12 protein-coding genes and 2 pseudogenes are annotated in these 13,375 nt (G+C 51.0%); 8 read left to right on the plus strand and 6 right to left on the minus strand.

Features of this window, described 5'->3' with window-relative positions:
• Positions 1-475 precede the first annotated feature (475 nt).
• Positions 476-877: an H-NS family histone-like protein gene (locus tag EE896_RS21680; RefSeq protein ID WP_003850529.1), complete on the plus strand. Its 402-nt coding sequence runs from the start codon at positions 476-478 to the stop codon at positions 875-877.
• A gap of 341 nt (positions 878-1,218) precedes the next feature.
• Here EE896_RS21680 and EE896_RS21685 read toward each other — a convergent pair whose 3' ends face one another.
• A complete protein-coding gene (locus tag EE896_RS21685; protein WP_128755155.1) occupies positions 1,219-1,473 on the minus strand; it encodes a hypothetical protein in 255 nt (84 codons plus the stop codon).
• A gap of 271 nt (positions 1,474-1,744) precedes the next feature.
• On the opposite strand from EE896_RS21685, the gene EE896_RS21690 reads away from it, so the two are divergent.
• Complete coding sequence (locus EE896_RS21690; RefSeq protein ID WP_003850526.1) at positions 1,745-2,146, plus strand: H-NS family histone-like protein; 402 nt, start codon at positions 1,745-1,747, stop codon at positions 2,144-2,146.
• A gap of 79 nt (positions 2,147-2,225) precedes the next feature.
• Here EE896_RS21690 and EE896_RS21695 read toward each other — a convergent pair whose 3' ends face one another.
• Positions 2,226-3,230 (minus strand): GlxA family transcriptional regulator, encoded by a 1,005-nt coding sequence (locus EE896_RS21695; RefSeq protein WP_140915421.1) that lies wholly within the window; start codon positions 3,228-3,230, stop codon positions 2,226-2,228.
• An 89-nt stretch (positions 3,231-3,319) separates the two neighbouring features.
• Entirely contained in the window at positions 3,320-4,099 is a 780-nt protein-coding gene (locus tag EE896_RS21700) for an MBL fold metallo-hydrolase (RefSeq protein ID WP_140915420.1), read from the minus strand.
• Positions 4,100-4,558: 459 nt separating this feature from the next.
• Between EE896_RS21700 and EE896_RS21705 the strand changes: the two are divergent.
• The 3 genes and pseudogenes from EE896_RS21705 (at position 4,559) to EE896_RS21715 (ending at position 5,887) form a co-directional block, all read left to right on the plus strand.
• Positions 4,559-5,050 (plus strand): annotated as a pseudogene (locus EE896_RS21705) (Hcp family type VI secretion system effector).
• An 11-nt stretch (positions 5,051-5,061) separates the two neighbouring features.
• Positions 5,062-5,423, plus strand: a pseudogene (locus EE896_RS22755) (tlde1 domain-containing protein).
• The gene (locus EE896_RS21715) at positions 5,420-5,887 is read left to right on the plus strand and encodes a hypothetical protein (protein ID WP_140915419.1); all 468 of its coding nucleotides are present in this window, start codon (positions 5,420-5,422) and stop codon (positions 5,885-5,887) included. Before EE896_RS22755 ends, EE896_RS21715 begins: the two are co-directional and overlap by 4 nt.
• A 207-nt stretch (positions 5,888-6,094) precedes the next feature.
• Here the strand turns inward: EE896_RS21715 and ahr are convergent, their stop codons facing one another.
• Positions 6,095-7,111, minus strand: a complete 1,017-nt coding sequence (ahr, locus tag EE896_RS21720; protein ID WP_039661912.1) for an NADPH-dependent aldehyde reductase Ahr — start codon at positions 7,109-7,111, stop codon at positions 6,095-6,097.
• A gap of 104 nt (positions 7,112-7,215) precedes the next feature.
• A complete protein-coding gene (locus EE896_RS21725) occupies positions 7,216-9,189 on the minus strand; it encodes a methyl-accepting chemotaxis protein (protein ID WP_008926845.1) in 1,974 nt (657 codons plus the stop codon).
• 575 nt (positions 9,190-9,764) lie between these two features.
• Here EE896_RS21725 and EE896_RS21730 point away from each other — a divergent pair.
• Positions 9,765-9,941 (plus strand): con-10 family general stress protein, encoded by a 177-nt coding sequence (locus tag EE896_RS21730; protein ID WP_008926846.1) that lies wholly within the window; start codon positions 9,765-9,767, stop codon positions 9,939-9,941.
• Positions 9,942-10,015: 74 nt separating this feature from the next.
• Here EE896_RS21730 and EE896_RS21735 read toward each other — a convergent pair whose 3' ends face one another.
• Positions 10,016-10,912, minus strand: a complete 897-nt coding sequence (locus EE896_RS21735; RefSeq protein ID WP_039661915.1) for a LysR family transcriptional regulator — start codon at positions 10,910-10,912, stop codon at positions 10,016-10,018.
• A 202-nt stretch (positions 10,913-11,114) separates the two neighbouring features.
• On the opposite strand from EE896_RS21735, the gene EE896_RS21740 reads away from it, so the two are divergent.
• Complete coding sequence (locus tag EE896_RS21740) at positions 11,115-12,239, plus strand: MFS transporter (RefSeq protein WP_231001661.1); 1,125 nt, start codon at positions 11,115-11,117, stop codon at positions 12,237-12,239.
• A 65-nt stretch (positions 12,240-12,304) separates the two neighbouring features.
• A complete protein-coding gene (locus tag EE896_RS21745) occupies positions 12,305-13,330 on the plus strand; it encodes an alpha/beta hydrolase (RefSeq protein ID WP_105100062.1) in 1,026 nt (341 codons plus the stop codon).
• Positions 13,331-13,375: the final 45 nt, after the last annotated feature.

Here is a 13,375-nt window from a genome sequence, read left to right on the forward strand (position 1 = left end):
TACAAATAACCACAGTTAATCAGTGGGCTAATTATTTAAAGCGTCACCGTGCCAGTCATTCAACAAAATTACGATTAACATCATGATCTTATCCAGTTTTAGCTGTCTGCCCTGAATCATTACCTTTAATTTTCAGAGCAATGCGTGTACAGGATTTGCGAAGCGACTTTGCTGAAAACAGCGTTAAAGCACAATTTCCCTATACCCGCTCCCAATTAACTAACTTTTCAGATGTCGTTTTTTTTGACATTTTGAGCTAAGAGCACCGCAAAGAGTAACTCTGCTTCAATTTAAGGGTGATACGGTAATTACAGTTTAAACTCTTGTAGAAAGCGATTAATATGTTAGCGTTGAACTATCGGTTCTGTATTTTGATTCTTCGAAGGCAAGCATTCTAAAAAAGCAGGTCTGACGAAAAGCATCAGCGTGAACCCGCTCTGTATTTTATTATCTGAACATGACTATGGTGACTTTGATGAGTGACACTCTCAACAGCTTGAATAATATCCGTACCCTTCGCGCAAACGCTCGCGAGCTTGACCTGGCTGCCCTGGAAGAAATGCTGGAAAAACTGTCAGTTGTAGTGAGTGAGCGTCGGGAAGAAGCTCAGGCTTCGGAAGCAGCTAATCGTGAAAAAGCCGAGAAACTGGCAAAATATCGCGAGTTACTGTTGCAGGAGGGTATCGATCCTAATGAACTGTTAAATGGTATGCCAACTGCACCCGCTGAGAAGAAAAAACGCGCACCTCGACCAGCTAAATATCAGTACACCGACGAAAATGGTGAAGTTAAGCAATGGACTGGCCAGGGCCGTACACCCTCAGCTATTAAATCAGCCGTTGATGCAGGTAAATCACTGGATGATTTCCTGATTTAACTCAGTCTGCATACATGAAAACAGCCTGCTTTAAGCAGGCTGTTTTATATCACATCGACATCCGGTAGTAGCTCTGACATTATCCGTCGGCCCTTACCCCGCCCTTCTGCAATTTGTTTCATCCGTCAATCTACAGTTCTTCCCAGGCGTTTCACTACACTTAGTTGCTGAACATCTTCCGCAACAGACACCCGGCTTCATTCTTCCCCTGAGCTGATTTATTTATTCAGCGCTTACATGTTACGAGCGCTGATAATTTCCAGGCCGATCTGCTGACTATAAGAGAGTTCACGCGTATTGCCATCAGGGTCGGAAAAAACGCCCGGTTACCCATTGGTGCATCAGATTGCTGAGCGTCCCTTAGGCAAAACACCGTCAAGCCGTGCGCGGGCAACGTTGACATCTATCCCTTCACGACGGGTAAAGGCCACACCAATATAACCAAAGGGACCCGGCGGCGTATCTTTACTGTTGTCAGATTGCACCCGCACCAGCGCAGCACTGCAAGATGTTGAGCAGAACATCTCAAAGGATAATGCTTCAAAACCACGACGAATTTCTGGCGATGGCCAACCACTATCATGGCAAGGCATCATGCCTGTCCTGAATAAAACCTCATTTCTGATTCACGCACAGTTAATAAAAAAGAAAATGCTAAACCCAGCGCCGCTTCTATAACGAAAACCAGGCATTAGCCAGCAGATTACGCTTAAACTGTACGATTTACTGGATTAGATACCACCATTCTCACCTGATAAACAGCGAATAAACCCGCATTGGCCCTTCAAATACCGCGTACGGAAATGTTACCCTTGCTGGCTGAATAATTTGCACTTTATTGATTAACTTGAGTATTTGAGGATTGGTATGAGTAAGAATCTGAGCAGCCTGAATAATATCCGCACAATGCGTGCTGAGGCACGCAATATGACGCTGGATCTGCTGGCAGAGCTACACCAGAAATTAGAAACAGTGGTAAATGAGCGTCGTGAAGAGGAAAGTGCACGAGAGGCAGAAGCCCGTGAGAAAGCTGAAAAGCTGGCGTTTTATCAGGAGTTGCTGATGGAAGAAGGAATTAATCCGTTGGAACTGGTAAATAGCGCTTCTCCTTTGGTAACCGGCAAAAAGAAACGGGCGAAGCGTCCGGCTAAATATCGTTACAATGATGAAAACGGTCAGGTTCGTTACTGGACGGGTCAGGGCCGAACCCCTTCAGCCATTAAAACTGCGATCGAAAATGGCCAGTCACTGGATGATTTCCTGATTTAATCGCGCTAATTTCTTGCCGGAATGTTGACCGCCAATGGGCGGCAATATTCCGGTCCGCAACGTCCCATGGCACAGATATTTATCCTGGTGTCCTGGCGTCCTTCTTTCCCACTTTATTATTGGCCATCACTGGCTCAGAACCACGAAACGTTCGACGCCACTCACTGGGTGAAACACCAAACCGCGATTTAAAACGCTGACGAAATGAAACCGGCGACTCAAAACCCACCTTTTCGGCCACACTTTCAATATTCATAGTGGTTGTTTCCAATAGCCACTGGCTGCGTTGAAGGCGCTCAGCCGTCAGCCACTCCCCCAGAGACATGCCCGTTGCTCTTTGGAAGTGACGGGTCAGCGTTCGCCGGCTCATGCTGAGCCTGCGCGAGAGGGAATCAAGATTCTGCGGCTTATGCAGATTCTCCCGCAGTGACGCCAGCAGTGCATTAATCTTACTGTCACGCGTTGTTTCCGGAACCGGACGCTTAATAAACTGCGCCTGACCGCCTTCACGGTAGGGCGGCACCACCATTCGTCTCGCTACCCGATTGGCAATGGCACTACCATAGTGATGACGGATGATATCCAGACAGCAGTCGATCCCTGCAGCGGTACCAGCAGAGGTTATCAGACGATCGTCACGGGCATAGAGCGCGTTGCTATCGAGCTGAACGGCCGGAAAGCGGGAACTGAAGTCCTGCTCAAATTCCCAGTGTGTGGCAGCCCGGTGCTGATCAAGTAAACCTGCATAAGCCAGTACATATGTGCCCAGACACAGTCCAACGACTTCCGCACCACGCTGCCAGGCCGCTACCAGCTTATTAAGCAGCACCTGCGCCGGTTTTTCAGCCGGATTGTGCCAGTAGGGAACTATAATAATCGCCGCCTGATCAAGGAGTTCAGGGCCATGCTCTACGGTGATTGACAGTCCCATATCGGAACGAACCACGCCAGGTTTTTCTGCAAAAACATCAACCTGAAACAGCGCCTGCTGTGGCATAGCCGATCCAAATAAAATGCAGGGAACTGAAAAGTGAAATAGACTAAAACCTGCGGTTGCCAGCACTGCGACTCTGAGCCCAGCCATTATCTTCCCTCACTGTACACGCATGGCGGTGGAAACCGATTGTAAAGCACAAGCCGTTCACAAAGCGCCTGTGTTTAGTGAAGGGCCGATTAGAACGTCATGGAGTCACCATCTTCCGGGATCAGCACTTTGTCAGCAATACCCTGTTCTGAGGTATAGGCGCGCAGTTCAGCACGTGTCAACAGGCAGTGGTTGATGGCTTCCATATGAGAAGCAACAACTATCACGCCAGGGAGGATGTTCAGGGTACGCAGCGTATCCTCTTTGCCCATAATAATCGGACCATAGAGATCGTTGGTAGCATTGCCAATATTTAACACCACAACCTGCGGCTGGAAACGTTGCAGACTTCTGACATAAGGTTTGACCCACACCGTATCGCCAGCAACATACAGCGTTTTTTCTGCCGGATGAGTAAACACCAGACCACAGGCATCACCCAGAATCTCGCCCATTGCTTTGTCAGCATACAATGCATTACTGCCATGCTGCCCATCGGTTTTATATAGAGTGAGACCATCGATGAAACGGTTTTCATCCTGCAGCATCCGCACGTTTTCAAAACCCTGTGACCGAAGCAGCGCAGCATCACTTTCATTCTGGCTGTAAATCATCATATTCTTTGGCACCTGCTGTTGCGCAGCTTCATCCCAGTGATCGGCATGGGTGTGGGTGATGATGACCGCATCTACTGCCAGCAGTTCGTCCAGCGGGACTGGCAGATCTACCATCGGATTTCTGAGGTGAGGTCGGGCATTGCCGGCAAAGCCTGGCCAGGCCTCTTTTTCGGCCAGCATAGGATCGATAAGGAATTTTTTTCCTGCATACTCCAGTAACAGCGTAGCGTTGCGAATTTGGGTTAGCTTCATGCCAGGCTCCATAAACAGTTTCAGTAAAATCAGCCAGCTTTACTGGCGCTTATGCGATTACTTTACGTCACTGTTCATCGTGTGCATGACAGGCCCAAAGGTCAGCATTCGATGGGATCGGGCCAAAATGTGAAATTATCTTTTGGCAGGTGGGAGAACTGGTCTCAAAGAGCGGACCAATGACGGTCGGGCTGCTGCAAGGGAGTCCGCTGTGAAGTTCGGCTGAAAACCACACAGTGCGACATTATCAGCACTGAGATTCATCCGCCCGGGGCAGTCATTTAAAACAGCGGCAGAGAAAACGGGCATATCCCGCGCCACATATTTCCGTCCGAAACGAAAATTAAAACCAATTCATTCCATTGATTTAAATCAATAAAAACTCAATTGGCATTTCCGCCATAAAGGAACAGAAGGCGATAATCCCTGCTCTTTAATCACGAAACAGGAGTTCACAGAATGGCTATCCCTGTTTATTTATGGCTGAAGGATGATGGTGGAAATCCCGTCAAAGGCTCTGTTGATGTGCAGCAACGAGAAGGAAGTATAGAAATAACCGCACTGGCTCACGGCATATGACTCCCTACGGATAATCTGTCCGGTAAGATAACGGCCACTCGCGAGCATGCGCCCTTTATGCTGACCAAAGCGCTGGACTCTTCAAGTCCATACCTTTATCAGTTCGTCAGCGCCGGAAAGCTTTTAAAGTCTGCCGAGCTTAAATTCTATCGCATTAATTACGCCGGACAGAAAGAAGAATATTTTAACGTATTTATTGAAAATGTCCGCATTACCTGTGTCGTACCCTTTATGGAAGATGTTAAGGACCGGGATTACGAACGTCACGATCACCTTGAAGTGCTCGAAATGACGTATGAAAAAATCACCTGGAAATATCTGGACGGCAATATTATTCACTCTGATTCCTGGAAAGAGCGTAGCGCGGCATAGGAGAACAACATATGGCATGGATATACCACCAGAGTACCGGCGAACTGTGGCACCGCGGTAAGTTAATGGGTAAAGGTTATTCAGGGAGCCTGACCCAAAAAAAAACCCGGATCGTCAACACGTTAAAGGTATGGGGCCAATTCCTCGCGGTACCTGGCATATTGGCGGACATACCAGTTCAAAGGGACCATTTACCATAATTTTGACACAAACCTCTGGCGAAAGTTATGGCCGCTCTTTATTTCGTATACACGGTGAAAGGAAGCCGCCGAAAGTACATGGATTCGCTTCTGAGGGTTGCATAATCCTTGGGCCGGTTATTCGCACAAAAATCATTCAGTCAACAGATAAAACGCTGGAGGTAGTGAGATGATTTTGCGAATCATCTTGCTGATCGCCTGCACTATTCCGTCCTCCTGCATAGCATCATCAAATGAATGGAAAGCTTATATCCAACTGATTGAGCAGGCAGACAACAAAACGCTCCATGCGTTTCCGGGAAAAATTGACAGTATTGGTGATACCCTTGACGCTGCTCATACAGAGGAATTGACCACAGCTCTTAGCATGGCGTTAATTAAAGATCCAATATCTGTAATTAACGCAGCCAACTCGCTGGACAAAAGTACCGACGCCTTAAAGCAGCGATTTGGCACATCAATGGTATGCGGTATACCTTTAATCACACATGCAAATCAGATGAAAATTGAGGAGTATTTCGCGAAGGCAGAACCCGTGCTGGAAAAAGCTGGAGCTGCTGCTGCAAAATGTCTGAGCAATATGCGTGACACGATTGACGAAGTCAGACAAGAAACCGCAAAAAATTCAGGACATTAATCCTCAGAACAAACCTGGCGCTTGCCGGGTTTTCTGAACGAATACTTGTTAATAAAAACAATACATTATAATCTTAGCGTGGTTTTTTAAACTGTTGACCCTTAAACCCAATCAGCGTGATTGCGGCTGGCCTGTCTGATGGACTGCTGACAAAATAAAGGCAAAAAAAATGCCGCAGCAGGCTGCGGCATATCATTTAGATTCCCATCAGAAATCGGCTTTCAGTACGACACGGTAATTGGCTTTACCGGCGCGGACGTGATCCAGCGCTTTATTGATGTCCGACATCGGGAAGAACTCAACCTGTGGGGCGATATCTGCACGGGAAGCAAGACGCAGCAGCGAGCGCAGCTGACCTGGTGAGCCGGTTGATGAACCGGTTACCGCTTTGTCGCCCAGAATCAGATCAAAAGCACTCACTTCAATCGGCTTCATCACTGCGCCCACGGTGTGGAATTTACCCTGAGGTGCCAGCGCGGCGAAATAAGGTTTCCAGTCCAGATCGACCGCCACAGTGCTCAGAATCAGGTCAAAGCGACCCGCCTGCTGCTTCAGGGCTTCAGGATCGCGGCTGTTAACCACTTCATCTGCGCCCATATCCAGGATTGACTGCTTCTTATCTGGCGTTGAGCTGAATGCCACGACTTCTGCACCCATCGCGTGCAGGATTTTGATGGCAATATGACCCAGCCCACCGATACCGATCACACCGACGCGGCTGGTCGCCGTGATGTTACTCATCAGCAGTGGTTTAAACACGGTGATACCACCACACAGCAGCGGACCGGCGCTTGCTACATCCAGTTTTTCTGGCAGCGGGATAACCCATTGCCAGTCGGCGCGCAGCTTCTCGGCAAAACCACCTTTGTTCATGATGGTCGGGATGCTGCCCTGCTGACAGTTAACCTGCTCGCCGTTAATACAGGCATCGCAGTGCTGACAGCTTTTTGCTGTCCAGCCGATTCCTACACGCTGGCCGATTGAAAGACCTTTATTTTTGGCCGCTTCGCCCAGGGCAGAAACCCGACCAATTACTTCATGTCCTGCAATCACCGGGAACTGAGAGATGCCCCACTCGTTATCGATCATCGACAGGTCTGAGTGGCAGACGCCACAATATTCGACCTGGACTTCGACTTCTTCGGCTGCCAGCTCGGCGGCATCGTACTCATAGAGTTCAAGGGCCTGGCCAGCCTGCATGGCTGCATAACTTTTAATTTTCATTCATACCTCTGCGTGATTAATCACAGACAAGTGTAACAACTGAAAGCCGGCCTTGCCTGGCCGTTGCGCTTACACCGCACTTTTTTGTTTTTTATTCAGATAATTCAGCCTTTAACCTGCGCACCTGAAAGAGTTTGTAACACCTTGAGCTGCGCAACGGCTTCCTGCATCGCATCCATTCCCTGCGTCAGTTCGCGCAGGCTGCCGAGGTGCTTCGCGATGTCGGCGCGCTCATGACGCGTCTGCTGGTTCATCGCCGCCAGCGTATCGGCTGCTGAAATACTGCGCTCTGCCATCTGCGCGGCGGTCTGCGCCGAATCACTGGCCACCAGCCGGATGCGTGAGATGGTGCTGACTGCCTCACCGATGTTACTGGCTGTGGCTTCAGCCTGCTCTTTCGATGAATGCGCCAGACGCCGGACTTCGCCCGCGACCACGGCAAATCCGCGGCCAGCCTCGCCCGCACGTGCCGCTTCTACTGCGGCATTCAGCGCCAGAATGTTGGTCTGGAAAGCAATATTGCTGATGCCATGCGTAATCTCATTGATGCCGTTGGAGATTTTTTCCAGATCGTCCAACCCATCGTCCAGTCGTCCCTGAGCCTGCTGACTCTCAGTGGCGATATTGCTGATATTACGGATGCTGCTTTCTGCCAGGCTCAACGTTTCACCCTGGCTCTGGGTAGCCGTTTCCAGCACTGGCAACGCTTCCATCAGCGGCGTCAATGCCTGCTGATAGTTGATAACCCGATCAAGGACCCGCGTCTGAATACTGTTTAGCGCTTCCCAGCGACGCAACGCACGCTGCGCGTAATGTGCGGCGTAACCGGCATACTCCACCGGGAACTGGCTCATCGCTTTAACGTCATGATTAAAGAACACCAGTGCAGAGAGCGTCTGATTGATTGGCACGCCCAGAATTTCGCCAAAGCTGGAGAAGCCGGCGGCAGCGATGCCTTTAAAAAAGTGGGCGCTGTGAAGCTTATCAGCATTACCGACACGACGCAGGATACAGTCGTTCATCAGAATCGCCGCCGGTTTGCCATGCTGCGCGGTAAAAGCCTGCCACTCCTGCTGCGTCGCTTGTTTGAAGTCTTTCTCCTCCATCAGGAACAGCCGGTCACCAAACTCGAGGTCACAAAAAAACTGCACGCCACCCGATTCAATTCTGGCGATCGAGCGAATGAAGTATTCCCCGCCGACTTTAACGCCAAAGGTTAACCCTTTCAGCCGTTCGGTCAGCTGCGCTTCAGTGCAGTTAAGGTGTTCACACAGCGATGCGACAAACGGCTGCTGCTGACCCTGGCGATTAAACACAGAGGTGACGGTGCGCGCAACCGGATCGGCTTCGGCAATCAGCCAGCTCTGTTCGCGTGGCGTAAAGTTCTGACTTTTAAACGGAGCAAATGATTTTCCGGGTGCCATCTGACAGAACATAATCACAGCTTTGCCCTGCAGCACCTTGCCACCAGTACCGATCCAGGTGCCATCAAAGGTAATTTTACCGCCCGCTGAACCGCCAATCGCCAGGCATGGGAAACGTCCGCAGTTGTACCAGGCCTGCATCAGAAAACCTTCGGACGCGGACAATCCGTCGCAATAAATCATCGCGAAAGTACGGTCTGCCGAAAGTGGCATCCGCACCTGCAACCGCATCAGTTCCTGCTGGATGGCGGTAATACGCTGGCTGGCAGTCTGAGTGTCCGCGACATGCAGGTCGACAATGTGCGTCTCATGGCTGGCGATCAGCGTGTCAGGCAGCCAGAGATAACTTCCCTCCGGGCCATTGCCATCACAGTAAGTACTTTGCGATCGGCTGCTGCTCAGCGCACCGTTGGAAGAGAGTGTCAGCACGGTCAAATCGGCGGAATTAAAGCGTTGCCAGGCCTGACTGACCCGCTGAAAATCGGCTTCAGGCGGAACAAAAGTCATCAGGATCCCGCCCGCGCGCGAGCTTAACCCGATGGAAGAGAGTGATTCCGGCAGCGCACGACAATCCCAGGTGCCATTCGCTGGCTGGCTGCTACGCCTGAGACGGGCAACAGGCAGGCGACTTTTGATCGTCTTAATGATCGACATATTATTATTTTCGCTTTTATCAGAGTAGGTTGCGCTTAAACTCGCGCTTGCTGGTGTTTTTTAAAAGGAGGGCTAAATGCAGGTCCGTTCGCGTTCAGAACTCGTCGCTGAGTACCGGGTTCATCATTGATCGGCGCGCTCAACGCCATTGGGTTATCGCCACTAGCGGGAAAACCTTTAGCAATTGCTGTAGTTGGTTTAATGAATGAAGTTGTTACATTTTAGTAGCATAAAATAAGCCAGAATGAGGGCCTGGCACTATTCCTGTTTATCTGTCACTCATCTGTTGCCTCTGCTTTTCGCAGCGTTTGCGTGCTACGGCGGGCAGATCCCCGCCAATCTCCCCGCGTGTCGAGCAAGGTCGCTTTACTCATAACATTCTCCTTTTTCGTCAGGCCTTTATGCGCAGTTCATCTCTCCTTACCATGCCGACGCCAGCGCTTTATTAAAAATTAATGTCAGCATTATCAACAACTTCAGTCTGTGCATTTGCATAAACGAAGCGGACGACTATGCTTCCTGGTGTGACTAGCTAGTCCTTTTTATCTAATGGAACATTGATATGAGGTCTTCCTATGACACAACAGAAGTACAGAGGTGGTGCCGGCAATTTTGCCAACGATCCAGAACGAGCGAGTGAAGCTGGCAGTGCAGGAGGCAAGGTCAGTGGGGGCAACTTCAGAAACGATCCTGAAAAGGCCAGGGAAGCCGGTCGGAAAGGAGGCAAGATTAGTCGACGTCCTTCTAAGTAATTCTGAATAAAGCGCTTTAGGACGTATTACGCCATGGAGTGGCATCTCTTCCGTTAACACTCAGAATAGGTTCATCATTCCCCCTCTTTTAGCCTTAACGCCTCTCTGACCAGGTTAAAAGCCGGTGAATGCTGCTTGCGGCTGGGATAATAGAGATAATAACCGGGAAACGGTTCGCACCAGCGCTCCAGCACCCGGATCAGCGTGCCCTGCTCCAGCCCTTCTGCGACTTCCTGTTCAGGCAGAAAAGCAATTCCCAAACCGGCCACTGCCGCTTCTGCAATGTGTGCCGAAGTGTTGAAGGTTAACTGTCCATTTACCCGCACATTCAACGGCCCTTCTTCTCCGTCAAAATCCCAGACATACAACCCACCCGCTGTTGCCTGTCGCATATTAATGCAGTTGTGATGCAGCAGATCGTGTGGGACCTGAGGCGCAGCATGACGACGAAAATAGTCTGGCGCCGCCACCGCAGCCATTCGTAACGGTGGGGTTATGGGCATCGCCACCATATCTTTATCAATTGTGTCACCCATTCTGACTCCGGCATCAAACCGATCGGCCACGATGTTTCGCAAGCCATGATTCGCATCGAATTCGAGTCGGATATCCGGATAAGCCTCCAGCAGTGGCGTCAGTTTTGGCAGCAGGAGTGAACTGAGAATATGCGGGCCACAAGTGATGCGTACCGTGCCGGCGGGCTTGTCACGCATCGCAGTCAGCATATCCAGCTCCGCCTCAATTTCATCGAATCGATTGCCAATCGCCAGGATTAACCGTTCACCTGCTGCGGTCGGTGAGACGTTCCGCGTCGTGCGGGTCAGCAGCCGAATTTCCATCCGGTTTTCCAGGGCAGTAATCGTCTGACTCAGCGCGGGCTGCGTAACGCCCAGCAGTGCCGCTGCACGGGTAAAGCTGCCCTCACGCGCTACGGTAATAAAAGCCTGCAGATCATTCATGTTGCGCTTCATGTTGCGCTCCCATTGGTGGATTCATAACCGCTGGTTATAACCCCATTAAGGATTCATTAGCTAGTCAATATAAAGTTAAACCGTAAAATTTCCTGAGTTCATCATGACCCCCAACAATGAAACAGGATTCAGCATGACTTCTCCGGAAACAACAGCATATTCCCCTCAGCACAACGTCGCTCATTGGGGTGGCGTCTGGGCGATGACGCTTTGCGTATTCGCGTTGATCGCATCTGAATTTATGCCAGTCAGCCTCTTATCACCGTTATCATGTGATTTGGCGGTCAGTGAAGGTCAGGCCGGACAGGGCATTGCTATCTCCGGCGCATTGGCGGTGATGACAAGCCTGTTGATCACCCGTATTGCAGGCAATCTCGACCGCAAAATCCTGTTGCTGACGCTGACACTTCTAATGGCGCTATCCGGATTGATGGTCGCGATGGCACCCAACTATCTCACCTACATGACTGGCCGGGCGTTGATTGGCGTGGTGATTGGCGGGTTCTGGTCGATGTCAGCTGCGGTGGCTATCCGGCTGGTCCCCACCGGGCAGGTGCCGCGTGCACTGGCTATTTTTAACGGCGGTAATGCGCTGGCGACAGTTATCGCTGCACCGCTGGGGAGCTATCTCGGTTCTGTCATCGGCTGGCGTGGCGCTTTTTTCAGCCTGGTGCCGGTGGCCTTGCTCGCCCTGCTCTGGCAAGGAGTTACGCTGCCGTCAATGCCCGTCGATAAAGCACGGCAGCGAAGCGCAAACCTCCTGCAGCTGCTGCGTTCACCGCTGGTAACAATAGGTCTTGCCGCCTGCGGACTGCTCTTTATGGGGCAATTCACCCTCTTTACCTATCTCCGTCCGTTTCTGGAAACCGTCACGCAGGTTGACGTTTCTACGCTATCGCTGGTGCTGCTGACCATTGGCGTTGCCGGTTTTATCGGAACACTGATCGTCGGGGTTGTTCTGCAGCGTGGATTTTATCTCACCCTGATGATTATTCCACTGATCATGGCGTCAGTCGCAGGGCTGCTCATGGTATTCGGTCATCAGCTGTGGCTGGTGGCACCGTTGCTGGGCATCTGGGGACTGGTGGCAACTGCCGCACCCACCGGATGGTGGGCCTGGGTCGCCAGAACCTTCCCGGATAACGCGGAGACGGGTGGCGGATTAATGGTTGCCATTGTCCAGCTGTCGATTGCTCTGGGATCGACGCTGGGCGGTCTGGCCTTTGACCATGCAGGCTGGCAGCTCACCTTTGCCATCAGCGCCACATTACTCATCGCTGCCGCTGGACTGGCGTTGATCACTGCGCGCAAAGAAAGCGCCGCCTGATAGCAGATTCATTGTTTAACCGGGCAGCCTGTTGCCCACTTCTCGTCAACCCTGAGGATCCTTTCATGAGAGCATTAACCCTGATGTTTGGACTGTTGATCAGTTCATTTGCAGCCAGCGCTGCCGATATGTCACGCGGCGCCGACAACTTTTATCAAAGCGATAAAGTGACCCGCGAAAAAGTGACGTTTAAAAACCAGTATCAGATGGGCGTCACCGGCACCCTGTTCAGACCTAAAGAAGCGAGTAAAACAGCGCGTCTTCCGGCGATAGTGGTGGGGCATCCGATGGGCGCAGTCAAAGAGCAGAGCGCCAGTCTCTATGCGCAAAAGATGGCTGAGCAGGGCTTTGTTACCCTGGCAATCGATCTCTCATTCTGGGGCGAAAGTGAAGGCCAGCCACGTAATGCGGTTTCTCCGGATATCTATGCCGAAGACTTCAGTGCCGCAGTCGATTACCTGGGGACACGCGAATTTGTCGACCGCAATCGGATTGGTGTGCTGGGCATCTGTGGCAGTGGCAGTTTCGTCATCAGCGCGGCAAAGATCGATCCCCGCATGAAAGCGATAGCTACCGTCAGCATGTATGACATGGGATCAGCCAACCGTAATGCGCTGAATAAAAGCCAGACGCTGGCTCAGCGCAAGCAGATCATTGAAGCAGCAGCACAGCAACGTTATGCGGAATTTACCGGGGGTAAAATCGCTTACACAGGCGGTACACCACACAAAATTGATGCTGATTCACCGCCAGTTGCTAAAGAGTTTTATGATTTTTACCGGACACCTCGGGGCGAGTTCACCCCAAAAAGCTCGTCAGCTGCACTAACCACGCACCCGACGCTCACCAGCAATGTGAAGTTCATGAACTTCTATCCGTTCAATGATATTGAGACCATCTCTCCGCGCCCAATGCTCTTCATCACCGGTGATAAAGCGCACTCACGCGAGTTCAGTGAAGATGCTTTCCAGCGCGCAGCTCAGCCCAAAGAGCTGTATATCGTACCTGATGCAGGTCATGTCGACCTTTATGATCGCACTGATCTGATCCCGTTCGCCAAACTGACGGCTTTCTTTAAACAGAATCTGTAATCTTCTGCTCATCGACTCCAGCCCGTCTGCAGAAAACTGCAGACG

It is taken from the genome of Pantoea eucalypti (assembly GCF_009646115.1).
Classification (GTDB): Bacteria; Pseudomonadota; Gammaproteobacteria; order Enterobacterales; family Enterobacteriaceae; genus Pantoea; species Pantoea eucalypti.

Bases quoted from the DNA above. Each gene is read 5' to 3' on its own strand.
- ahr (WP_039661912.1), bottom strand. From the start codon at position 7,111: ATGAAAATTAAAAGTTATGCAGCCATGCAGGCTGGCCAGGCCCTTGAA.
- EE896_RS21680 (WP_003850529.1), top strand. From the start codon at position 476: ATGAGTGACACTCTCAACAGCTTGAATAATATCCGTACCCTTCGCGCA.
- EE896_RS21740 (WP_231001661.1), top strand. From the start codon at position 11,115: ATGACGCTTTGCGTATTCGCGTTGATCGCATCTGAATTTATGCCAGTC.
- EE896_RS21745 (WP_105100062.1), top strand. From the start codon at position 12,305: ATGAGAGCATTAACCCTGATGTTTGGACTGTTGATCAGTTCATTTGCA.
- EE896_RS21685 (WP_128755155.1), bottom strand. From the start codon at position 1,473: ATGATGCCTTGCCATGATAGTGGTTGGCCATCGCCAGAAATTCGTCGT.
- EE896_RS21735 (WP_039661915.1), bottom strand. From the start codon at position 10,912: ATGAAGCGCAACATGAATGATCTGCAGGCTTTTATTACCGTAGCGCGT.
- EE896_RS21700 (WP_140915420.1), bottom strand. From the start codon at position 4,099: ATGAAGCTAACCCAAATTCGCAACGCTACGCTGTTACTGGAGTATGCA.
- EE896_RS21725 (WP_008926845.1), bottom strand. From the start codon at position 9,189: ATGTCGATCATTAAGACGATCAAAAGTCGCCTGCCTGTTGCCCGTCTC.
- EE896_RS21690 (WP_003850526.1), top strand. From the start codon at position 1,745: ATGAGTAAGAATCTGAGCAGCCTGAATAATATCCGCACAATGCGTGCT.
- EE896_RS21715 (WP_140915419.1), top strand. From the start codon at position 5,420: ATGATTTTGCGAATCATCTTGCTGATCGCCTGCACTATTCCGTCCTCC.
- EE896_RS21730 (WP_008926846.1), top strand. From the start codon at position 9,765: ATGACACAACAGAAGTACAGAGGTGGTGCCGGCAATTTTGCCAACGAT.
- EE896_RS21695 (WP_140915421.1), bottom strand. From the start codon at position 3,230: ATGGCTGGGCTCAGAGTCGCAGTGCTGGCAACCGCAGGTTTTAGTCTA.